General features: G+C 62.6%; 18 protein-coding genes. 7 read left to right on the top strand and 11 right to left on the bottom strand.

Going from position 1 to position 23,043, the window contains the following annotated elements:
• Positions 1-119 precede the first annotated feature (119 nt).
• The 3 genes from purL to purS are packed head-to-tail and all read right to left on the bottom strand — an operon-like array spanning position 120 to position 3,338.
• Positions 120-2,417, bottom strand: coding sequence for a phosphoribosylformylglycinamidine synthase subunit PurL (gene purL / locus I6J72_RS00565; protein ID WP_204099559.1), 2,298 nt, complete (start codon positions 2,415-2,417; stop codon positions 120-122).
• Positions 2,418-2,445: 28 nt separating this feature from the next.
• Entirely contained in the window at positions 2,446-3,108 is a 663-nt protein-coding gene (purQ, locus tag I6J72_RS00560; RefSeq protein ID WP_115023531.1) for a phosphoribosylformylglycinamidine synthase subunit PurQ, read from the bottom strand.
• Positions 3,108-3,338, bottom strand: coding sequence for a phosphoribosylformylglycinamidine synthase subunit PurS (purS, locus tag I6J72_RS00555; RefSeq protein ID WP_039676532.1), 231 nt, complete (start codon positions 3,336-3,338; stop codon positions 3,108-3,110). The genes purQ and purS overlap by 1 nt, the downstream gene beginning before the upstream one ends.
• Before the next feature lie 219 nt (positions 3,339-3,557).
• Here purS and I6J72_RS00550 point away from each other — a divergent pair, with 219 nt between their 5' ends.
• Both I6J72_RS00550 and I6J72_RS00540 read left to right on the top strand, forming a co-directional pair.
• Positions 3,558-6,854 (top strand): ExeM/NucH family extracellular endonuclease, encoded by a 3,297-nt coding sequence (locus I6J72_RS00550; RefSeq protein WP_239107402.1) that lies wholly within the window; start codon positions 3,558-3,560, stop codon positions 6,852-6,854.
• Positions 6,855-6,963: 109 nt separating this feature from the next.
• The gene (locus I6J72_RS00540; protein ID WP_204099557.1) at positions 6,964-8,100 is read left to right on the top strand and encodes an HNH endonuclease signature motif containing protein; all 1,137 of its coding nucleotides are present in this window, start codon (positions 6,964-6,966) and stop codon (positions 8,098-8,100) included.
• 161 nt (positions 8,101-8,261) lie between these two features.
• Here I6J72_RS00540 and I6J72_RS00535 read toward each other — a convergent pair whose 3' ends face one another.
• Genes I6J72_RS00535 through I6J72_RS00525 form a run of 3 tightly spaced genes read right to left on the bottom strand, consistent with a single transcriptional unit; the run spans position 8,262 to position 11,978 of the window.
• A complete protein-coding gene (locus I6J72_RS00535) occupies positions 8,262-8,948 on the bottom strand; it encodes a DUF2334 domain-containing protein (protein WP_204099556.1) in 687 nt (228 codons plus the stop codon).
• A 54-nt stretch (positions 8,949-9,002) separates the two neighbouring features.
• Entirely contained in the window at positions 9,003-11,111 is a 2,109-nt protein-coding gene (locus tag I6J72_RS00530) for a S9 family peptidase (RefSeq protein WP_204099555.1), read from the bottom strand.
• 9 nt (positions 11,112-11,120) lie between these two features.
• Positions 11,121-11,978, bottom strand: coding sequence for a phosphoribosylaminoimidazolesuccinocarboxamide synthase (locus tag I6J72_RS00525; protein WP_204099554.1), 858 nt, complete (start codon positions 11,976-11,978; stop codon positions 11,121-11,123).
• A 66-nt stretch (positions 11,979-12,044) separates the two neighbouring features.
• Between I6J72_RS00525 and I6J72_RS00520 the strand changes: the two genes are divergently transcribed.
• Genes I6J72_RS00520 through I6J72_RS00510 form a run of 3 tightly spaced genes read left to right on the top strand, consistent with a single transcriptional unit; the run spans position 12,045 to position 14,235 of the window.
• The gene (locus I6J72_RS00520; RefSeq protein ID WP_204099553.1) at positions 12,045-12,860 is read left to right on the top strand and encodes a serine/threonine protein kinase; all 816 of its coding nucleotides are present in this window, start codon (positions 12,045-12,047) and stop codon (positions 12,858-12,860) included.
• Positions 12,860-13,138, top strand: coding sequence for a hypothetical protein (locus tag I6J72_RS00515; RefSeq protein WP_204099552.1), 279 nt, complete (start codon positions 12,860-12,862; stop codon positions 13,136-13,138). Before I6J72_RS00520 ends, I6J72_RS00515 begins: the two co-directional genes overlap by 1 nt.
• Positions 13,135-14,235 (top strand): hypothetical protein, encoded by a 1,101-nt coding sequence (locus tag I6J72_RS00510; RefSeq protein ID WP_204099551.1) that lies wholly within the window; start codon positions 13,135-13,137, stop codon positions 14,233-14,235. The genes I6J72_RS00515 and I6J72_RS00510 overlap by 4 nt, the downstream gene beginning before the upstream one ends.
• A gap of 62 nt (positions 14,236-14,297) precedes the next feature.
• On the opposite strand, the gene purB is transcribed toward I6J72_RS00510, so the two are convergent.
• Together purB and purD are read right to left on the bottom strand one after the other, a co-directional pair.
• The gene (purB, locus tag I6J72_RS00505) at positions 14,298-15,737 is read right to left on the bottom strand and encodes an adenylosuccinate lyase (protein WP_204099550.1); all 1,440 of its coding nucleotides are present in this window, start codon (positions 15,735-15,737) and stop codon (positions 14,298-14,300) included.
• A gap of 19 nt (positions 15,738-15,756) precedes the next feature.
• Positions 15,757-17,031: a phosphoribosylamine--glycine ligase gene (gene purD / locus I6J72_RS00500; RefSeq protein WP_204099549.1), complete on the bottom strand. Its 1,275-nt coding sequence runs from the start codon at positions 17,029-17,031 to the stop codon at positions 15,757-15,759.
• 34 nt (positions 17,032-17,065) lie between these two features.
• Between purD and I6J72_RS00495 the strand changes: the two genes are divergently transcribed.
• A complete protein-coding gene (locus tag I6J72_RS00495; RefSeq protein ID WP_115023548.1) occupies positions 17,066-17,491 on the top strand; it encodes an HIT family protein in 426 nt (141 codons plus the stop codon).
• On the opposite strand, the gene I6J72_RS00490 is transcribed toward I6J72_RS00495, so the two are convergent.
• Both I6J72_RS00490 and I6J72_RS00485 read right to left on the bottom strand, forming a co-directional pair.
• Positions 17,488-18,945 carry a HAMP domain-containing sensor histidine kinase gene (locus tag I6J72_RS00490; RefSeq protein WP_204099548.1) on the bottom strand — a complete coding sequence of 486 codons (1,458 nt, stop codon included), beginning with the start codon at positions 18,943-18,945 and terminating at the stop codon, positions 17,488-17,490. The genes I6J72_RS00495 and I6J72_RS00490 overlap by 4 nt on opposite strands.
• A 12-nt stretch (positions 18,946-18,957) precedes the next feature.
• Positions 18,958-19,662 carry a response regulator transcription factor gene (locus I6J72_RS00485; RefSeq protein ID WP_115023552.1) on the bottom strand — a complete coding sequence of 235 codons (705 nt, stop codon included), beginning with the start codon at positions 19,660-19,662 and terminating at the stop codon, positions 18,958-18,960.
• Between the two features lie 185 nt (positions 19,663-19,847).
• Between I6J72_RS00485 and I6J72_RS00480 the strand changes: the two genes are divergently transcribed.
• Entirely contained in the window at positions 19,848-21,137 is a 1,290-nt protein-coding gene (locus tag I6J72_RS00480) for an MFS transporter (RefSeq protein WP_204099547.1), read from the top strand.
• 12 nt (positions 21,138-21,149) lie between these two features.
• On the opposite strand, the gene I6J72_RS00475 is transcribed toward I6J72_RS00480, so the two are convergent.
• Positions 21,150-22,895 (bottom strand): pyruvate dehydrogenase, encoded by a 1,746-nt coding sequence (locus tag I6J72_RS00475; RefSeq protein WP_204099546.1) that lies wholly within the window; start codon positions 22,893-22,895, stop codon positions 21,150-21,152.
• Positions 22,896-23,043: the final 148 nt, after the last annotated feature.

Raw genomic sequence — 23,043 nt, 5'->3', positions numbered from 1 at the left:
TAGGTGGGGCGGTCGCTATTTTGGCTTGAGTCTACAACGTAAATTGGAGCGCTTAGACGTCACAGGCAGGGCCTCGCCAAAGCGAGAACCCTGCCCAGTCGCAGTGCGGTGCGTTCGCTTTACTCCACGACGGAGTTGGCGCCCACCGCGTGGCCGAAGAGGTCCGGCAGGGTGGCTGCCCAGGCCTCGCGCAGTTCGGATACGGCGATGGACTCGCCGCCGAGCTCCAACTCACCGTTGTCGGTAGTCTGGCCAACGACGACGGTCGGCACGCCGCACTCCTCAGCGCGGTGCAGCAGGGTGTCAACGCGGTCGGCGGTCGTGGCCACCAGTACGCGGGAGGCGGACTCGGAGAAGGCCGCCACAAAAGCGTCCTCGTGAACCTTGGATAGATCCAGGCTCAGGCCCACACCACTACGCTTGGTCATCTCGAATGCGGTGACGGCAAGGCCGCCCTCGGAGATGTCGTGCGCCGCGGTCAGGCCCTCGTTGCCCACAAAGAAGTCCGCGAGGCGCTTCTCGTTGGCCAGGTCCACCTGCGGCGGCAGGCCGTTGAGTCCGTCCTTCGACTGGTGGCCTTGCTCGTGCGCGTTCACCTGCTGCCAGATGGAGCCACCGAACTCATCCTTGGTCTCACCCAGCAGCACGAGAACCTCCGGCTCATCCACATGGCCGAGCTCGTTGCCGATGGATTTATGGACGTCATCGATGACGCCGAGGACGCCCACGACGGGCGTCGGCAAGATCGGCTCCTCGCCAGTCTGGTTGTAGAAGGAAACGTTGCCGCCGGAGACGGGGATGCCGAGCTCGACGGCGCCATCGGCAAGCCCATGTACGGACTCGCGGAACTGCCACATAACGTCCGGGTTCTCCGGGGAACCGTAGTTGAGGCAGTTGGTGATGGCCACGGGACGGGCACCGGTGACGGCAACGTTGCGGTAGGCCTCTGCCAGCGCCAAACGTGCGCCCATGTTCGGGTCCAGCTTGGTGTAGCGACCAGAAGCGTCAGCAGAGACGGCCACGCCGCGGCCGGTCTCCTCGTCGATGCGCAGCACACCAGCATTGGCGTGGTGAGACTGCACGGTGTTGCCGCGCACGTAGCGGTCGTACTGCTCGGTGATGAAGTCACGCGAGCACAGCGCCGGGGAAGCCACAAGCTTCTTCAGCGCTACGGTGAGGTCCTGCTTCTCGACGCCTTGGAACTCCTGCAGCGCATCCTGCCACTCCGGGCGGGCATACGGTCGGTCATAGACTGGGCCCTCATTAGCGATGGTGTGGGCAGGGGCATCCACAACTACCTCGCCCTGGTGGCGAATGATGAGATGGTCACCGGTGGTGACCTCACCGATTTCCGCGCAGGTGACATCCCAGTGCGCGCAGATTTCCTTGAACTTCTCCACGTTCTCCGGGGTCACCACGGCGCACATGCGCTCCTGGGACTCGGAAGCCAGGATTTCTGCAGCGGACATGTTCTCCGCACGCAGCGGAACGTTGTCCAGGTTGATCTCCATGCCGCCGTCACCGGAGGCAGCCAACTCGGAGGTCGCGCAGGCCAGGCCCGCACCGCCCAAATCCTGGATACCGACAACGATGCCGGACTTGTACAGGTCCAGGCAGCATTCGATGAGGACCTTCTCTGCAAACGGGTCGCCCACCTGAACCGCCGGCAGCTTGCGCTCCGCGCCGTCCTCGAAGGTGTCAGAAGCCAACACGGACACGCCACCGATGCCATCGAGGCCGGTGCGCGAGCCGAAGAGCATGACCTTGTTGCCAGTACCGGAAGCAAAGGCCAGCTTGAGGTCTTCGACCTTCAGCGTGCCCACGCACAGGGCGTTAACCAGCGGGTTTCCGGAATAGGACTCATCAAAGACGGTTTCTCCACCAATGTTGGGCAAGCCCAAGCAGTTGCCGTAGTGCGAAATACCATCGACTACACCCGGCAGGACGCGCTTGGTATCCGCGGCATCAGCGAGACCAAAGCGCAGCTGATCCATAACGGCAATCGGGCGCGCGCCCATCGCCATGATGTCGCGGACGATACCACCCACGCCGGTGGCCGCTCCCTGGTGCGGCTCCACATAAGACGGGTGGTTGTGGCTTTCCACGCGGAAGGTCACCGCGTTGCCGTCCCCGATGTCTACCACGCCGGCGTTCTCACCAATACCAGCGAGAATCTTCGAGCCCATCTCCTCGGTCATGGTCTCGCCGAAGTAGCGCAGGTGCACCTTGGAAGATTTGTAGGAGCAGTGCTCCGACCACATCACGGAATACATGGTCAGCTCGGCGTCGGTAGGGCGACGGCCCAAGATCTCGCGAATCCGGGCGTACTCATCATCCTTAAGACCAAGTTCGCGGTAAGGCTGCTCCAGGTCCGACTGCTGCGTGGCCTGCTCGACGGTGTCGTTGTGTACGGTCATTGTTTCTCCTTATAACCGTCGGCGCGTGCTAAGCGACGACCTTGAGGGCGGACACAAACAAACCCAGACCGTCGGTGGACGGGCCGGTGAGAAGATCGATGGCATGCTCCGGGTGCGGCATGAGGCCCACCACGTTGCCGGCCTCATTGGTGATACCAGCAATATCATTGATGGAGCCGTTGAAGTTATCGGTATAGCGGAAGACCACGCGGCCCTCGCCCTCCAAGCGCTCCACGGTTTCCGCATCTGCCTGGAAGCGGCCTTCACCGTGTTTGGCGGGAATGAGGATGCGCTGGCCCTGCTCGAACTCGCGAGTCCACGCCGTCTCAGCGTTGGCGACCTCAAGGTAGGTATCCACACAGTGGAAGTGCAGGCCCTGGTTGCGGGTCAAAGCGCCGGGCAATAGGCCCGCTTCAGTCAAGATCTGAAAGCCGTTGCAAATGCCCAGCACCGGCATGCCCTTATTCGCAGCCTCGACGACCGCGCGCATGACGGGAGCCAGCGCCGAAATCGCCCCGGAGCGCAGGTAGTCGCCGTAGGAAAAGCCGCCGGGAACCACGACAGCATCGACGCCGCGCAGGTCCTCGTCCGCATGCCACAGGGACACGACTTCGGCACCGGCGGTGCGGGCGGCGCGGGCCGCGTCGACGTCGTCAAGCGTGCCCGGGAAGGTAATAACGCCGATCTTCATTACTGGATGACCTCGTAGTCCTCGATAACCGTGTTGGCCAGCAGGGTGGAAGCAACCTTCTCCAGCTCCTCCGCGCTCACGGAATCATCGACCTCGATTTCGAAACGCTTGCCCTGGCGCACGTCGCTGACACCAGCAACCCCGAGGCGCCCCAGCGCGCGGACGACGGCCTGACCTTGCGGGTCCAAAATCTCGGCCTTGGGCATGACATTGACAACTACACGAGCCATGAAAATTTTGCCTTACTGTGCGTGAGTATGGGTGCCCCGTCAGTCTATCGCGCAACCGGGGAGGTTTGGCGAATCCTCAGGGGGTGAACAATCCCTAAACGAGTGAAGAATTCTTGGACAACCTCTCTTAAACGCCCAACTCTCCGGTATCGCACTATACAACCAGCTAGTAGAACAAGATCCACCGTCACTCATCTCCCCGATTCAAGGACTCTTCTCATGCATCTCAAGCGTATTGGCTCGCTCGCCATCGCCGCACTGGTTTCCACCTGCGTGGTTGTTCCTCAGGCCACTGCTGCGGTGGACGGTTCCACCGCCGTCATTTCTGAGGTGTATGGCGGCGGCGGCAACAAGGGCGCCCCCTTCACCCACGACTTCATTGAGCTCTACAATCCGACGGATACCGCCATTGACGTCACCGGCTGGTCCGTGGAGTACTTCTCTTCCTCCGGCAATTCGGGCGGAAAGCACGACCTGTCCGGTTCCATCCCAGCCGGTGGCCACTACCTCATCCAGGAAAATGGCGGTGGCACTGGTGAACCTCTGCCCACCCCGGATGCTGAGGGCAAGCTGTCCATGTCCGGCTCCAAGGGCTCGGTGAAGCTTTACGACGCCTCCGGGTCCGAGGTTGACATCGTGGGGTACGGTTCGGCGTCGATAAGCGAGGGCTCCCCCACACCTGCCTTGAGCAACACTACCTCCGCGCAGCGCAACGAGGCCGGCACCGACACCGACGACAACGCTACCGACTTCAGCACCGCCGCCCCAACACCGAAATCCGGCGGTGGCGCAACCGCGCCGGATCCGGATCCCACCCCGGCCGAGCCGGGCTCCACCGTCACCATCCCGGACATCCAGGGCACCGGCGCAGAGTCCCCGCTTAAGGGCCAGACCGTCACCACCCAGGGCGTTGTCACCGCCGTGTGGAAGGGCGAGAAATCCCTTAATGGCTTCACCATCCAGACCCCGGGCACGGGTGCAACCGCCCCGACCGAGGCCTCTGAGGCAGTCTTTGTCTACACCGGCGGCACCGGCTTCTACCCGTCCATCGGCGAGTCCGTCGAGGTCACCGGCAGCGTTGACGAGTACTACGGCCAGACCCAAATCGCCCTGACCCAGGGCTCTGTGCTTTCCGACGCCCTCCCCGCCGTCACCCCACTCTCCCTCGACGCCCTTCCGGAGGGTGACGAGGCCCGTGAGAAGCTCGAATCCATGCTGCTCAAGCCCGGCGTGCACACAGTGACTGACAACTACGGCCTTAACCGCTACGGCGAGCTGGGTCTAGCCCCGGGCACGGAAGCGCTGCGCCAACCGACAGACAAGTTCGCCCCAGGCAGCACGGAAATGCATGCTCTGGAAGAGTCCAACGCGGCGAAGTACGTCATCCTCGATGACGGCTCTACCCGTGACTTCACCCGTGATGGTGCCTCGACGAAGCTGCCGTACATCATGCAGAACGGCTCGGATGTGAAGACCATCCGCACCACCAACCAGGTGGAGTTTGCTGACTCTGGTGTCATCCTGGGCTATGGCCACAACCAGTGGCGCTTCCAGCCCACCTCGATGATTACCGGTGACTCTGCCACCGCAGACCTGCCGATCACGTGGGACCCGGCTCGTCCGGAGGCCCCGCAGGTGGAAGGCGATTACACCGTGGCGGCGTTCAACGTGCTGAACTTCTTCATCAACTTGGGTGAGGACAACGGCGCGAAGGCGTATAAAGACCGCTTTGGCAATGGCGTCGGCTCTGACAGTGGCACCTTCCGCGGCGCGTGGTCGAAGTCTGCGTTCAATGACCAGAAGGGCAAGATCCTCACCGCGCTGGAGGGACTTGATGCCGATGTCATTGGCTTGTCGGAGATTGAGAACGCCGCGAACACCGTGGGTGGCTCCTACGATGATGCCGTGAAGTACCTCGTGGGTGAGCTCAATACCCGCGCGGGTTCTGAGAAGTGGGATTACGTCAAGGCCCCGGCCAACTCCGCGGCCGACACCGACGTCATCCGCACCGCGATCATCTACAAGAAGGATCGCGTCGAGCCGGCTGGTGAGGCCACCTTGCTTGAGGACGAGCGTTTCAAGGGTACCGCCCGCACTCCGCTCGCTGCGGAATTCAAACCGGTTGCTGACAAGTGTGCTCCTGAGGGCCCCGATTCCTTCGTGGTGGTCACCAACCATTTCAAGTCCAAGGGCTCCGTGGCTAACGGTGATAAGGACACCGGCGATGGCCAGGGCAATAACCCGAACGTGCGCAATGCTCACGCTCAGGCAGTACTCGATGGCCTGTCCAAGCTGCCGAAGTGGCAAGAGAAGGCCACCTTCGTCATGGGCGACCTGAACACCTACTCCAAGGAAGACGCCATCTCCATCTTCCGCAACGCTGGCTACACAATTCCGGTTGAGGAGCTCAACCCGGAGTCTGAGTGGCAGGCCGTCGCGTCCTACCAGTTCTCCGGCCGCATTGGCTCCCTGGACCACATCCTGGCCAACGAGCACGTCGAGGCCCAGGCCGCACAGACCTGGAACATCAACTCCGACGAGCCGATTGCCATGGAATACTCCCGCCGCAACTACACCGGCGGTGATGTCTTTGAGGCCGACAACCCCTACCGCTCCTCCGACCACGACCCGGTCAAGGTAGGTTTCAACCTTGCGACGGTGAAGCGCTCTGCTGACGAGCTCAAGGATTGCGACCCGTCCGAGGACCCAACGCCGTCTGACGACGCCCGCGGCATCAAGTCCGTCACCATCAACGACAACGGACATCTCATCATCACCTACACCGACGGCACCACCGAGGACGCTGGCAAGGTCGTTGGCGCCGACGGCAAAGACGGCAAAGACGGCGACAAAGGCGAACCCGGCCAGGACGGCAAAGACGGCACCGATGGCGAGGACGGTACTGACGGTAACGATGGCGAAGACGGCCGTGGCATCAAGTCCGTGACCACCAACGACAAGGGCGAAGTCGTCGTTACTTACACCGACGGCACCTCCGAAATCCTCGGTACCCTCGCTGGCTCGAAGGGCGACCAGGGCGCACCGGGCCGCGACGGCTTCGATGGCGCACCGGGTCGCGACGGCACCGACGGCCGCGACGGTACCGACGGACAGAACGGTAAAGATGGCAAGGACGGCCGCGGTATTAAGTCCGTGACCACCGACGCCAACGGCGACCTTGTCGTCACCTACACCGACGGCACCTCAGAGACCGTCAAGGCCGGCGACAAGCCGGCGGCCCCGGCGGGTGGATCCTCTGTGAGTGAGCGTTGCTTGCCGACGGTCCTCGGCCTCACCATCCCCGCCGCCCTCGCTATCCCACTGGCCTTCCTCGGGAACATCAGCGCGCAGTTCAACATCCCGGGTCTTGAACCGGTGCAGAAGCAGATTGAGTCGCTGACGTACAACGTCACGCGCAACATCCCTCGCGAGGCTCAGTACGCTGCTGGTGGAATCGGCCTGCTGGCTGCCCTCGGCATCATCGCTGCTGCCTGTGCTCCAACCAAGTCTGAGTAAAGCTCCCTGCTGAGCGCTTCTGTTCAGCCTGGTTAAGCCCCTCGTGATGACGAGGGGCTTTTCTCGTTCCGGTTGCGGGGTTGGTGGGCCTGTTTTAAGCTTCGTGGCCATGGGGGTATTAGAAACCTACTTCCACTACCGCAACTCGGGGATCGCGCTAGTGGAGAAAGCATCCAGCTCACCCGATGAGCTCCGCGCGCTCGGCGCCGACGCCAGTGATGCCGCAGAACTTTCCCACCTTCACCGCATCTACTTCGGGCAAACCCGCTTTACCGGCAAACAGAAGAAGGCACGTGCTGCCGCGGTGGCACAGAAACATAGCCTTAGCACTCTCACCCTGATTGAGTCCTACACCGCCAAAGTCAACAAAGACCTCGACGCCTGGAACCTACGCATCAAGCTTGCCGGCACCCCCGCCCACAAAATCCGCCAGGTAGCCACCAAGCGTTTAAAGGAGCTTCGTGCCAAACGTGTAGCTAAACCCGGGGTACGCTTCACCTACCGCTCTAAAGGACCGAACTCCATCACCATCACCGACACCCCCACCGTCATCGCCGACATCAGAGGCACCCTAGAATCCGTCAATAAAACAAACCTCCTTGATGCTGCCCGCACCGTCATTGTCACCGGCGGTATTGGAACCAAACCCGCCGTACATGCCCAAGTCGTTGTCACCCTCAACGAACTCGACCAAATTATCAACGGTGATGGGGAGGAAATAGAACTCAACCTCACTAACGGCGCACGCATGACCGGCGCAGACTTCTTGGCCTACAAGTTTGCTGAGATTGGCTACGCCACCATCATCCACCCCCTTGAAGGCCCAGTTAACTCCTATAGGCTCCAGCGGCATGCCAGCTGGAAACAACGCATCAGCCTGGCTGCAGAATTCCAAACCTGCTCACGCGACGGCTGCAACAAACCAGCTGATTACTGCCAAGTCCACCACCTCATCCCCTGGCAGGCCGGAGGATTCACCAACCTCAAAAACCTCACCTTCCTCTGCGCCTACCACAACGGCATTAACGACGATGACCCCAAACGCCCCACCGGGCGCGGTTACATGTTCCGGTTGAATACCGGGGTGAGCTACATCCCGCCCTGGGGTATGCCAATTACCGCCATGCCCGAATACCAAGAAGCCACAGCCAGACTCGCCGCCGAACAAACAAGACAAACCACAAGCCAACCACCCGACCCACCGCCAGAAACAAGCCAACCACCCGACCCGCCGCGTGCAGGCTAAACGCCCGCGATGAGGCAACGCGAGCGCCGGAACGCCAAACCACGCGCCCGCGCCGAAACCCGCCAACCACACCACGGTCAGCGGGCACATCGGCGATCCCACAGCTAGTGGAGGCAAGCGCCGAGACGGCGAAACCCGCCAGCCAGAAGAAGGTTGGTGGGCTATTCGGCGTGCGTGAAGACGGAATAGTCGGCGGGGCGGGCACCCGCAGCGACGGCGCGCTCGGCAGCCTTGAGGAAATCAGAGACAACCTTGCGGTCATCAAGGTTGCGGCCAGAAATGGACAAGCGCACGGTATTGCCGCGCTCAGCGGAGCGCTCCGCAGCGCGGATAATGTTGCGGCGCCACCACTTGGCCGAGCCAAAGCCCTCACCAAAAGACAGGTTGCGGGCTTGGTGGAGCTCGCCAGAGCGAAGGTCGTGAATACCCCGGGTGGAGGCAGCGAAATCGAAGTCGAACTCAGGAAGGACAGAGAGCGTGCCCTCCGACATGCGCCAACGCGGCGGCGCAAAAATCGTGGGCTCAAAGCCAATCTTGGCCATCTGCCGGGTCGCGCCCTTCAGGCGCAGGCGCGCCTCATGCGCATCCAGGTTGGCAAACTCCGCGCGACGCCCTTGGACCGCCTGGTCAAAGCCATTGAGAATCAGCACGCGGCCCGATTCAGCTTGCTCCCGCAACCAAGACTGTGTCACCGCATCCTTAGCCAGGTGCCAGTTGCCGTCAATGTGCGGCGCCACCAGCAACGAAACAGGAATATCGGCTCTATCGAGCTGCTTGAGCAGACTGGAGGCCTGGCTTCGGGTGTCATCAAAAATACTGGAAATCGAAACCAAAAGGTGGCCATGCATAAGGAAAATTATCGCACAGCCACCGCGCCGCCGCGCGCCGAGCGGGGGTGAAGCCTAAGCCTCCGCCCCCGTCGCTTGGTTAATGAGCCACGCATACTCAAACGCGTTCTGCTTCCACTTGGCATAGCGGCCTGACACGCCACCGTGGCCGGCAGCCATCTCAGTCTTGAGGAGGAACTCGCCGCCGGTGGCGACGTCGCGAAGCTTGGCAACCCACTTCGCCGGCTCCACGTAGAGCACACGGGTGTCGTTAAGCGAAGTCAACGCCAGAATATTCGGATACTTCTGCGGCGCGATGTTCTCGTACGGCGAGTAGGAGGCCATGTAGTCGTAAACCTCCGGGTCGTGGTACGGATCGCCCCATTCTTCCCACTCCACCACCGTGAGCGGCAGCTCCGGCATAAGGATGGAGGTCAGCGGGTCCACAAAGGGCACGTTAGCTTCGATGGCCTTGAACCTATCCGGCGCCATGTTCGCCACCGCACCCATGAGCAGCCCACCTGCGGAACCGCCTTCCGCCACCAAGGTCTCCGGCGTGGTCACCCGGCGCGCGATGAGGTCATCAGCCACCGCGATGAAGTCCGTAAAGGTGTTCTTCTTCGCCAGCATCTTGCCGTCGTCGTACCAGTTGCGGCCCATCTCGCCACCACCGCGCACGTGCGCCATGGCAAAAATCATGTCGCGGTCCATGAGCGACAAACGGAACACCGAGAAATACGGGTCCATATTCGCCTCATAAGACCCGTAGCCATAGAGCAACGTCGGGTTCGGCTGCGTGCGGTCCAGATCCGCGCGGTGCACGATGGACACTGGAATCTTCGTCCCATCGGGCGCCTCCGACCAGACGCGGTAGGCCACGTATTCGTCCTTGTCGTAGCCGCCCGGGACTTCTTGCTCCTTGAGCAGCGTGTACTCGCCCGTGGCCACGCGGTAGTCAAAGAGCTGCGCGGGCTGAATGAAGGACGTATAGCTCACGCGCAGCACCGGCGCATCCCACTCCGGGTTGCCGGCCACACCGACGGTGTAAAGCTCCTCGTTGAAGTTGAGCTCGCTTAAGGGCGTCCACCCCTCTCGCACGTCCATCACCGCCGCACGGCCGATGCCGCCGCGGCGATAGCCCACGACGATCTGGTCGCGGTAGCAATCCACGCCCTCGATGCGCACGGAGTCATCGTGCGGCATGAGGACGGTGAGGTCGCGCAGGGCTGGCAGCTCCTCAGCAACCGCGCAATACCCCAAGGCAAAGTTGGGACCCGTGGCATTGTGCGTGACGACCCAATAGTCAGTGCCGCCCACCACGGCATGATCGACGTCGTAGTCCACGCCCGACTCGCGCTCCCACAAACAGCGGAACTCACCCTCCGGGTTGTCCTGCTCAAGTACCCACGCCTCATTCGTCGTCTTCGAGCCGGAGACGATCATGATGTACTTCTCGCTGCGGGTCGTGCCCACGCCGATGCCGAAACGCGAGTCCTCCTCGCTCATGACCACGACGTCCTCCGACTGCGGGGTTCCCACGCGATGGCGCCACACCGTATCCGGGCGCCAGGCATCGTCCACGGTGGTGTAAAAGATGAACTCCTCCCCTACCCACGTCGCACCGTAGAAGATGCCTTCCAAGCGGTCTTCCAACAGCTCGCCGGTACGCAAGTCCTTGATGAAGAGCTCAAAACGCTCATCGCCAGCCACGTCGACCGAATAAGCCAGCAGGTCACCAGAATCGCTCACCGTGGACGCACCCAGGGCGAAGAAGTCGTGGCCGTCGGCGAGCGCGTTGACGTCGAGAAGCACCTGCTCCCCGTCGGGAGCGCCTTCCTCCGGGATAGTCGGCGGGGTCCACGGATCGGAACCTTCTGCCACCGGGATGCGGCAGCTGTAGCCGTACTCCTTGCCCTCCTCGGTACGGCCGTAGTACCAGTACTCGCCACGGCGCTGGGGCACGGACATGTCCGTCTGCTTGATGCGGGACTTGACCTCAGTAAAGATGTTCTCCGTCAAGGTGTCCAGGTGCGCGGTGCGCTCTTGGGTATAAGCGTTTTCGGCCTCAAGGTACTCGCGGGTCTCCGGAGCGTCTTTCTCACGCAGCCACTCGTAGTCATCGACGAAGCTGCGGCCGTGAAACTCTCGCGTGATGGGGTGCTTAGCAGCAATCGGTGCGTTCATTCAGCCTCCTTAAAAAGTGGTTCCGGACAGGCGCTCAAAGGCCTCAACGTAGCGCGCGCGGGTGGCCTGGACCACGTCCTCGGGCAGGCGCGGCGGCGTGGACTCCTTGTCCCAGCCGGAGTTGGTGAGCCAATCGCGCACGTACTGCTTGTCAAAGGAAGGCTGGACCTTGCCTTCCTCATAGGTATCGGCCGGCCAGTAGCGCGAGGAATCCGGGGTGAGGACCTCATCGGCCAACACCAGGGTGCCGTGCTTATCGACGCCAAACTCGAACTTCGTATCCGCCAAAATAATGCCCTTCTCCTCCGCCAACGCGGCTGCTGTGGCATAGATACGTAGGGTCGCCTCACGCAGCTCCTCGGCGCGTTCGCGGCCGAGCTTGTCCACGACGACGTCGAAGGACACGTTCTCATCGTGATCGCCCTGCTCCGCCTTGGTGGCCGGGGTGAAGATGGGCTCGGGCAGGCGGGAAGCCTCGGTGAGTCCCTCGGGCAACTCAACGCCGCATACGCTGCCGGATGCCTTGTACTCCTTGAGTCCAGAACCGGTGAGATAACCGCGGGCGACGCACTCGAAGGGCAACATGTCGAGCTTCTTCACCACCATGGCGCGGCCGAGGACCTCTTCGGGGATGCGCTCATCATCGAGCGGGCCGGCGAGGTGGTTGGGGAAATCGATGGCGTCGAAGAAGAACATCGAGGTCGCCGTGAGCACGCGCCCCTTGTCCGGGATGGCGGGTTCCAGCGCATGGTCATAGGCGGAGATGCGGTCGGAGGCCACCATGAGCAGGGTGTTGTCGTCGATGTCATAAATATCGCGCACCTTGCCGGAGGCGATGTGGGTGTAGGAAGAAAGTTCAGGACGCATGACAACCATCCTAGCCCCGTCTACACTGCATCAAGATACGTCCCTATTCCGAGGAGTTAGACCACCATGCGCACTCGCGTGACCTCTCTTGTGACCTCTGCTGCGCTGGTGTGCGGCGCCCTGTCTGTGCCCGCTGCGCACGCAGCCGACGTCTCCGTGCGCGAGTCCGCCCACGGCCAGTGGCTGTGCTCGATGTCGGCGTCGGCGTCGGATCGCGAGCTGGCTCGCGACGTCCGCGAAGGCTACATCAACACCATCCGCGAAACCTCGGAGCAAATTCAGGCACAGTTCCCGAAGCTGGACTTCTCGGCGTACACCTCACGGGACGTGAGCAAGGCGCCGGGCTATACAGCGACGGTCGCCGCGCTGGGCAGGGCCGGCTACACCGGCGCGGACATGCTCATCATCTTGGTTGGTGCTTCTGCTCCGGAGGCACTCGTGGCGGACGAGTCGGTGTTGCTGCCTGAGGACGCCGAGTATTCCATCAACGCAGCAGCCGCCCGCTCTGAGAAGGGCCCGGCACCGCTGCTGTCAACGGGTAGCGATTTTAGCCCTAAGCTTCGCGCCGCCTTGGCGGAAAACCAGGCACAGGAGAAAGAAGCCGTCGACGCCTTCAACGCGGCTCAGTCGCAGGCCTTCGAAGAGTGCGTTTCTGAGCTGCGCGAACGCGGCGCGGAAGAGGGCATTCAGGAAGTTCCGGAGCTGACTATTCCGGGCGAGACCACGCAGGAGAAGAGCTCGTCTACGGGCGCTGCGGTCATTGGCGTGATGGTGGCGCTGACCGCGATTATGGTCGGCGGCTACCTGGCCTCGAACGGAAAGTCGATCGGTGCCTTCGGCGGCTTTGAGCTGCCGGTGCTGCGTGTACCGGGGCTTGGCTAATGGCAGAGGACCCTCGTTCTGACGAGCTGGCTGTCGTCGTGAGCGACGATGGTGCCCTCGTCCTCGGCCCCGCAGCTGAACTAGAGCGCTTGTCTGACAGTACTGACTCCTCTCCCATTACTCCCCAGCTCCTCCAGCGCGCGGGCCAGGCATTGTCGGGCCTTGAGCAGTACCAGAAGGAATCTGGTCGGTGGCTCAAGCTCGACGCGGAATCGGCTGCGTATCTCAAGCGCATGGGAATGAAGCGGGCGATATTCGGGCTGGTGTCATCCGCGTGAAGGACACCCCTCGCGGGGCGAAGGCTGCCAACGGTGGCGCTCTTCTCAAGCACGTGAAGTTTGACAAAGCGGGGTTGCTCACGCCTGCGGCGCCGATGGTGTTGGCGTCGATGATGCAGCAGGTGGCCGTCGAGAAGCAGATGGCGCAGATGCAGACTTACTTAGAGCGCATCGATGCGAAGCTCGATGCAGTGTTGCGCTTCCAGCAGAACACGCTGGCGGGCGAGCTCGACGGCGTGGCGGAGACGCTTGCCGAAACCGCTCTCGTGCTCGAGGAGACTGAAAAGGTTACCGATACGCAGTGGGCCGCCGTGCAGCATCTCAACGCCGACCTGGCCAAGCTGCAAGGCCGGGTGTTGCGGCACCTCACGGCGGTGGCCGAGCGGATGGCGCAGTCCAAAACCTCGCCCGGCAGGGTCAAGGAGACATTCCAGAAGACCAACGACGACGCGCGCTTCTGGCTCTACGAGCTCGCCCGCACCGTGCAGCTGCAGAACCAGATGTACATACTGCAGCTCAACCGTGTCGAGGCCGTGGAAGGCGAGGCCGCCACCGACTACGCCGCTGCGGTGGCCCGCGCGCGAGACAAGCGCGCTGCGCGGCTTCTGGAGACCCTGTCCGGGATTGCCCAGACGGCGCATGAGCTCGGCAGCTTCTCGACGTTCCGCAAGGCCATCGACTGGAACTCTCCCCGCGCCGTGCAGGAGGTCAACCGCTTCTTTGCCCAGCTTCGTGATTTCTCCGAGGCTGCCAACCTAGTCGTCGAAGGCACGGAGGACTTAGAGCCCGTCCGGCACCTCGACGCTGCCCGCGAGCTCACCGCGTCGGGCTCAGCCCGCGCCCGCGAGGCTGCTGGTGTTGCGCAGCAGCGCACCTTAGAAGCCCGCGAAACCGTAGCCAACCGCACCCGGCAAGCCTGGGCACAACCCGCAGCGCCCTCGAGGCCGCGACGAAGGGCGCAGACAACGCGCCGGATAAAGCAGAAAGTGACTAAATGGTCGTTTCGATCAAATAAGGGCCAGAAAATTCGATCTGGGCAACCTTATTTGATCGAAACGTACATGGACCGGGCCAGCGCGGTACGTTTTCGTAAATAGCGCCTCAAAAACTCACGTTTGAGAGGGCTTGTCTGCGAAAACGTACCGCCAAGGGTGGGGAGCTAGAGGATGTCGCCCGGAGTGTAGGAGGCGGCGTGCGGGTGCTGGTCCGTTAAGGCCTTGATACGGCCAAGCACCTGGGCCACCTGGGACTCGGCGGCGCCGATGAAGGCGTGCTTGTCGGAGAGGGCGTCGGCAAGCGCGGCGGCATCGAGCGGGAGGCGCTCATCCGCAGCAAGGCGCTCGATAAGATCCTGCTCACCGCCGTTCTCGCGCATGTTAAGCGCCACAGCGACGGCATTTTCCTTGATGACCTCGTGCGCGGTTTCGCGGCCCACGCCCGCGCGCACGGCCGCCATGAGGATGCGGGTCGTGGCGAGGAAGGGCAGGTAGCGCTCCAGCTCGCGGTCAATCATGGCCGGGAAGGCGCCAAACTCAGCCAACACGGTGAGGAAGGTTTCAAACATGCCGTCGAGGGCGAAGAAGGCGTCGGGAAGCGCGACGCGGCGCACAACCGAGCAGAAGACGTCGCCTTCGTTCCACTGCTGGCCGGACAAGTCCGCCACCATGGTGAGGTAGCCGCGCAGAATCACCTGGAAGCCGCCGACGCGCTCGCAGGAACGCGCGTTCATCTTGTGCGGCATGGCGGAGGAGCCCACCTGGCCCTCCTTGAAGCCCTCCGTCACCGTCTCGTTGCCGGCCATGAGGCGAATCGTCGTGGCCAAGGAGGACGGCGCAGCGCCGAGCTCCACCAGCGCGGAGACAGCGTCAAAGTCAAGGGAGCGGGGGTAGACCTGGCCCACCGAGTTAAAGACACGGGAGAAACCAAGGTGGTCCGCAATGCGCGTCTCCAGTGCAGCAAGCTTGTCCTCGGAGCCGCCCATAAGATCCAGCATGTCCTGGGAGGTGCCCATCGGTCCCTTAATGCCGCGCAGCGGGTAGCGGCTGAGCAAAGACTCCACGCGTTCGATGCCGAGCAGCATCTCATCAGCGGCAGAAGCGAAACGCTTGCCCAAGGTTGTGGCCTGCGCTGCCACGTTGTGCGAGCGGCCCGCCATCACCAGCGCCTGGTACTGCGCGGCGCGCTCGCCGATGCGCGAGACCACCGCAATCGCCTTATCGCGGACCAGTTCCAGGGAACGCAGAATCTGCAGCTGCTCGACGTTTTCGGTGAGGTCACGCGAGGTCATTCCCTTGTGGATGTGCTCAAATCCAGCCAAGGCGTTGAACTCTTCGATGCGCGCCTTGACGTCGTGGCGCGTGATGCGCTCGCGCTCCGCGATAGAGGCGAGGTTGACGTTATCGACCTGCGCCTCGTAAGCGGCGATGGCCTCGGCGGGCACGTCGACGCCGAGGTCCTTTTGCGCCTTCATCACCGCAATCCAGAGCTGGCGCTCCAGGATGATCTTGTTCTCCGGAGACCAGATTTCAGCCATGTCTGGGGAGGCGTATCGAGCGGACAGGACGTTGGAAATGTTCTTCTTTTCAGCCACGTCGCTCATTATTCCACGCCGCGGGGCACTAGATACTAATTTCGCCCTTCGCCGCGCGGTCACCAATGTCGGTGCGGAAGAAGCTACCGTCCAGCTCGATGCGGCGGATGACGTCGTAAGCGTTGGCACGAGCCTCCTCCAGTGTGGCGCCCTTGCCCAGGACGTTGAGCACACGTCCGCCGTTGGAGACCACGCCGCTTTCCGACGTCGCCGTGCCCGCATGCAGGATCTTCTCGGGATCCGCAAGGTCTGGGGAGGTGATGACATCGCCCTTGCGCGGGGACGCCGGGTAGCCCTCAGCTGCGAGCACGACGGTCACGGCGTAGCCGTCCTCCCACTCCAGCGGCTCCAGCTCCGCGAGGCGGCCTGTTGCGGTGGCGTGCAAGACCTCTCCGAGCGGGGACTTCAGCAGGGACAGGACCGCCTGGGTTTCCGGGTCGCCGAAGCGGGCGTTGAACTCGACAACGGCCGGGCCTTCCTTGCCCCATGCCAAGCCGGCGTAAAGCAAACCCGAATACGGGGTGCCGCGGCGAACGAGCTCGCGGGCGACGGGGACACAAATCTCGTCGACGATGCGCTGCACGCCATCCTCCGGCAGCCACGGCAGTGGGGTGTAAGCGCCCATGCCGCCGGTATTGGGGCCCTCGTCGTTGTCGTAGGCGCGCTTGTGGTCCTGGGCCGGCAAAAGCGGGACGACGGTCTCGCCGTCGACGAGGCAGAAGAGGGAGACCTCCGGGCCATCCAGGAAGGACTCGAGCAACACCGGGTTGCCCGCGGCATGGACTGCGTCGACGTGTGCGCGGGCCTCCTCGCGGGATTCGGTCACCACCACTCCCTTGCCGCCGGCGAGGCCGTCATCCTTGACCACAAAGTGCGGGCCAAAGCGGTCGAGGGCCGCTTCAATGTCGGCCTCCGCGACGCCCGGCGCAAGCTGTTCCGCGCGGGCAGTGCGCACGCCGGCGGCCGCCATGACGTCCTTGGCGAAGGCCTTGGACCCCTCAATCTGAGCCGCGCTTGCCGACGGCCCGAACACCGCCACCCCACGTTCCCGCAAGGCATCAGCCACACCGTTGACCAGCGGGACCTCCGGTCCAATGACGACGAGGTCCGCAGCGATGTCAAGGGCGAGCTCCACCATGCGGGCAGGGTCATCCACCTGGGAGTACTCCGGGTGGACCGTGGCCTGCTGCGCGTGCGCCGGGGAGCCCGGAGCGATGTGAAGATCGGTCACGAAAGGATCAGCTTTGAGGCCGGTGAGCAGGGCGTGTTCGCGGCCGCCCGAGCCAATTACGAGTATGCGCATGACGTCCATCTTAACTGGCGGTAGCCTAGGGGCCATGTCGTCTGTATTTACTAAGATCATCAACGGTGAGCTGCCTGCTCGCTTTGTGTACCGCGACGAGAAGTGCGTCGCCTTTTTGTCCATCGAACCGCTGCGCTACGGCCACACCCTTGTCGTTCCGGTGCAGGAGGTTGATAAGTGGACTGATCTGGATCCTGAGACCTGGGCACACCTCAACGCCATCGCACAGGAAATCGGCGGCGCTATCAGCACCGCCTTCGATACCCCGCGCGCCGGCTACATCATTGCTGGCTTCGATGTTCCGCATACCCACATCCACCTCTTCCCTGCGGAGAAGATGGAGGACTACGACTTCACCAAGGCCTTCGCCGCTGACGCCACCGACCCCGCCGCTATGGACGAGGCTGCCGCGCGCATCCGCCAGCACCTCGGCACCGACGAGGAAGGCTACCGCAGCTAGTCGGCCTGCTTAGCCTTCGGAAGGCACACCGTAAAGACGGAGCCGCGGCCCAGCTCGGAGTCCACAGAAATCGAGCCGCCGTGCTGCTCCACCAAAGACTTCACAATCGCTAGGCCCAAGCCCGAACCACCGGTGTCTCGGGTACGCGAGGTATCCGCCCGGTAGAAGCGCTCGAAAATGTGGGAGGCATCCTCGGGAGAGATGCCTTTGCCGTCATCGGAGACGTCGATAAGCACGTGCTCCTCATCGTCCCGTAGCGTGAGCGTGACGGACGCATCCTCCCCGCCGTGGCGAATACCGTTGGACACAAGGTTGAGCAGCACCTGGTGGAGGCGGTCCGGATCGCCGTCCACAATGGGGATATCAGTGGCCTCATTGTTGACGTTGATGGTGCGACCGGCAAATGCCGCGCGCGCCGAAGAGCCCACCGAAAGCACCAGCTCCAGCATGTCCACCTGGCGCATATCTAGGCGGTTGCCCTCCGCACGGGTCAGGGACAGTAGGTCTTCCACCAGCAGAGACATGCGCTTCGACTCAGCGTCAATCTTGCTGAACACAAACTCCGCATCCTGCGTCGCGCCCGAGCGGTACAGCTCAGTATAACCGCGCAGACTCGTCAGCGGGGTGCGCAGCTCGTGGGACGCATCGCCAACGAAGCGGCGCATCTGCTGCTCCTTCTCCTGCGCGTCGACCACGGAGTTCTGCAGCTGGCCCAGCATGACGTTGAGCGCCGCGGCGAGCTGCCCCACCTCGGTATGCAGCGGCCATTCCGGAACGCGCTTATCGAGGTTTCCGGCCGCGATTTGTGACGCCGTCTTCTCCACGACCCGCAGCGGCCGCAAGGCCCTATGGATGAACCACATGCCCACGATGGCGATGATGAGCATGACCACCGCCGCGATAATGACCTGCACGATGGCTAGGCCTTTGAGAATAGAGTTCTCTGTGGTCATGTCCTTGGCCACGACCACCACGGAACCATCGGGCTTTACTGCGGCCACCGCGCGCCACTCGGTGTCGCCCTCCGTCGAGGCAACGCTCATCGGTTCGCCGCCGACGTAGACATCCCGGACATCGGGGATGGCGGCCATGGGCCCGGTGGAGACCACGGAGCCGTTGGGGTAATAGGCAATCGCCACGTAATCCGTCGGTGGGCGGCGGCTGCGGTCCTGGGTGTAGAAGGTTTCGTCGAGGTTGCTAGCCCAGGAATGGAGGGCGTCGTTCAGCTCTGTGTCCACGCGGGTATAGAGCACGTTGCGCATAATCGACGAGACCGCCAGCGAGGACATCGCCAAACCGATGCCCGAGACAAGCACCATGAGCACGAGCAGCCACGTGCGCAGCGGCAGGGCCTTGGGGCGCTGGATGCGACGGCGCTGGGTCTTCTCGCGCACGGGAGTGCCCCCGGAAACCGAAGCCTGCGTGTTCGTGTTGTTCGTGGTGGTATCGCTCATGCTCTCTTCAGCCTACGAGCGGGGCATGCGCAGAACGTAACCCACGCCGCGCACGGTGTGGATCAGCGGGGTATCACCGGTGTCGATCTTGCGCCGCAGGTAGGAGATGTAGGACTCCACCACGTTACCGTCGCCGCCGAAGTCGTAGTGCCACACGTTGTCGAGAATCTTCGCCTTGGACAGCACCACCTCACGGTTCTGCATGAGGTAGCGCAGGAGGTTGAATTCGGTGGGCGAAAGCTCGACGATTTCGCCGCCCTTGGTGACCTCGTGAGTGTCATCGTTGAGCGTGAGGTCAGCATAGGACATGGTGGCGCTGCCATCCTGGTCTTCCGTAGCACTGCCACGGCGCAGGATGACGCGCAGACGGGTAATCACCTCTTCCAAGCTGAAGGGCTTGGTCACGTAGTCATCGGCGCCAATGGTGAGGCCGTGGATGCGCTGGTCTACGGAGTCTTTGGCGGTCAGGTACAGCACAGGACCGTCGAGGCCTTCGCTGCGCAACTTGCCCAGCAGCTCGAAGCCATCCATGCCGGGCATCATGACGTCCATGATGTAGGCATCCGGGTTAATCTCGCGAGCAATACGCAGGGCCTCGTTGCCGGAGTTAGCGCTGTGAACGTCGAAGCCCTGGAATTTCAGGGAAACGGTGAGCAGCTCAACGATATTCGGCTCGTCATCGACGACGAGTACCTTGATGTCCTTGGAATCATCCATGGTCCCGCTTAATCCTTTCTCCGCTGAGCTCGATGCCACGACGGGGCACCTGGGGCGCAGCCTCTGTTCAGGTATCTCATTCAAAGAGATGAGTATGGCATTGCGCCTTCCCAGGGTACTGAGCGGAGTCTGTGCGTGCGCTGTGAACCGAAAGACGGCTGGATGTTTGCCTAAAATAACGAACCATGACACACGTTTCCCAACGCACCGACCGCCTCACCGTGGCCGCTTGGGCCCTCTGGGACTGGGGTTCTGCCGCCTTCAACGCGGTGCTGGTGACGTTCATTTTCTCGGTCTATCTCACCGATTCGGTGGGCAAACAGATCGAGTCCCAGTTCACCCCGGCGCAGTGGTTGTCCTGGTCCATGGCTGTCGCGGGCCTTGTCATCTTCGCCGTGACCCCGATTATGGGCCAGCGCTCGGACCGGTTAGGCACGCGGCGCCGGGCCTTAGGTTTCTGGTCGCTGCTGACGTTTCTCGTCATGGCCAGCTTGTTCTTCATCCGCAACGATGCACCGCTGTACTTCTGGCTCGGCCTTGCCGGCTTGGCGGTCGGCAGCGTGACCATCCAGTTCGCGGAAGTCAACTACTTTGCCCAACTCAACCAGGTGGCCACAGAGGACAACGTGGGGCGCGTGTCCGGCTTAGGTTGGTCCGCGGGTTATTTCGGTGGCATTGTGCTGCTGCTCGTCTGCTACTTCGGGTTTGTAGCGGGCGAGGGCGGCGCACTGGGGCTGAGTACCGAGGGCGGCTGGAATATACGGCTTGTCGCGCTGTTGGCAGCGCTGTGGTTTGGCTTAAGCGCCATTCCGGTGTTGCTCCGGGTGCCTGAGATTGCCCCGTCGGGTGACACGACCGGTGGCGTGGCAGCGTCCTACCGCGAACTCTGGCGAACGTTGCGCTCGTTGTGGTCGGAGGATCGCAACGCCTTTGCCTTCCTTTTTGCCTCCGCCATCTTCCGCGATGGCCTGTCGGCGGTGTTTAGTTTCGGTGCGGTGCTGGGAGTCTCGGTCTATGGGCTTTCGCCTGGCGATGTCCTCATGTTCGGCGTCGCCGCCAACATTGCAGCCGCACTTGGCGCGGTGGTGGGCGGGCTTATCGATGACCACGTCGGCCCCAAAGCCATTATCCTCACCTGCCTGGCGATTCTTACCACCATGGCCGGGGTGATGTACGTCGCGCAGGGAGCGACGGCGTTCTGGATCTGCGGGCTTATCCTCTGTCTCTGCGTTGGCCCAGCGCAGGCCTCCGCGCGCGGCTTCCTCGCTCGCGTGGCTCCGCCGGGCCGCGAGGGCGAACTGTTCGGTCTCTACGCCACGACGGGACGCGCAGTCTCGTGGCTAACGCCTTTCCTGTTCGGAGTTTTCGTCTCCGTGATAGGTCAAGGCGACCGCGGCGGCGTGCTCGCCATCGGCCTAGTCCTGCTCTTGGGGGCTCTTGTCCTTATCCCAGTCAAGGACCCCGCCAAGGCTTAACGCTCTCACACGCTAGAAGTCCTGCGGGCGCGGGATGTTGCGCAAGTTGGACTTCGCCATGCTGAGCATCTGGCCCACGCCGCCATCAAAGACGGTGCGGGTAGCCGCCTTGGAGAAGCCCAGGAGCTGCTCGAAGGTGAGCGTCGGCGGGAGGGAGAGGGCGTTGGGGTCGGTGACGACGTCGATAAGCGCAGGCCCCTCATAAGCCAAGGCCTCCTTGATAAGGCGCGGCGCGTCCTTCGGGTCCTCGATGCGGAAATGCTTGATGCCCGCAGCTTCCGCGATCTGGGCGAAGTTGACGTGCTCGTGGTCGGTCTCGTGTTCTGGGAGGCCTTGGACCAGCATTTCCAGCTTGACCATACCGAGGGAGGAGTTGTTGAAGACGACGGTCTTCAGCGGCAGGTTGTGCAGCTTCACGGTGAGTAGCTCACCCATGAGCATGGAGAGACCACCGTCACCGGAGAAGCTGATGACCTGGCGGCCCGGGTTCGCGGCTTGAGCACCAATGGCCATGGGCAGGGCGTTAGCCATGGTGCCATGGCGGAAGGACCCAATCTGCTCACGCTGACCATTGGGGGTGATGTAGCGCGCGCCCCACACGTTGCACATGCCGGTATCAACGGTGAAGATGGCATCCTCGTCGGCTTCCTTGTCGATGAGGTCCGCGATGTACTCCGGGTGAATCGGGGTGTGCTTCTCCACACCGGAGGTGTAGGCCTCCACGACGTGCTCAAGCTTGTCGTAGTGCTTCTTGAGCATCGTGTCGAGGAAGGAGCGGTCCTTCTTTTCATCGACGTGCGGCAGGATGTTCTCAATGGTGGCGGCAACGTCACCGGTCACCGGGTACTTGATGCGGGTGCGGCGGCCGATGTGGGAACCATCGATGTCGACCTGCGCCACGTTGGCATCGGGCAGGAAGTCGTTGTACGGGAAGTCCGTGCCCAAGAGGATAAGCAGGTCGGCGTCGTGGGTGGCCTCATGGGCGGCACCGTAGCCGAGGAGGCCGGACATGCCGACGTCGAAGGGGTTGTCGTACTGGATGTACATCTTGCCGCCCAGGGCGTGGCCGATGGGCGCCTTAATCTTTTCCGCGAGGGCCAGGACCTGCTCGCGCGCGTTCTTGACACCGGCGCCGACGAAGAGGGCAACAGTCTTGGCCTCATTAATGGCCTGGGTCAAAGCAGCGGCCTCGGCCGGGTCCGGGTAGACGATGGGGCGGCCCGCAGAGATGGCCGAGGACGTAAAGGTGTCATCCTCTGCCTCCTGCATGGAGACGTCACCGGGGATAACGAGGACGGAGACGCCGTTGCCCGCCATGGTGGACTGGATGGCGTGGTGCAAGACAACGCCTCCCTGCTCAGCAGAGTTCACCATTTCGCAGTAGCCGGAGCACTCCTGGAAGATGGCCTCCGGGTGGGTTTCCTGGAAGAACTTCGAGCCGATCTGGCGCGATGGGATGTGGCTAGCAATGGCGAGGACCTTGGCGCCGTTGCGGTGGGCGTCGTAAAGCCCCTGGATAAGGTGCGTATTACCCGGGCCGCAGGAGGCAGCGCACACGGCCAGCTTGCCGGTGGTGAGAGAATCCGCCTCCGCGGCGAAGGCAGCGGCCTCCTCATTGCGGACGTGGACCCACTCAATAGAGGAGCGGCGCACCGCATCCACGATGGGGTTAAGGGAGTCACCCACAAGGCCGTAAATGCGCTCGACGCCTTGGGCCTCGAGCATCTCGACGAGTTGTGCAGCATATGTGCGTGCCATGAAGTCTTCCTCTCTAACGTTTGTTGTGAACAGAACCCCAGTGTTGCTCTAACAGGGCCGGTTTCGCCACATTAAAGCTAGATTCTCACGTAAAAATTCCTTTGTGACCTCAACAACAAAACCCTTTGCGAAGAATTGAAACTGTAAC

The organism is Corynebacterium sp. FDAARGOS 1242 (assembly GCF_016889985.1).
In the GTDB taxonomy this organism is placed as follows: domain Bacteria; phylum Actinomycetota; class Actinomycetes; order Mycobacteriales; family Mycobacteriaceae; genus Corynebacterium; species Corynebacterium minutissimum_B.
The sequence above is the reverse complement of the archived record's forward strand: the minus strand, read 5'-3'. Positions and strand labels throughout refer to the sequence as shown.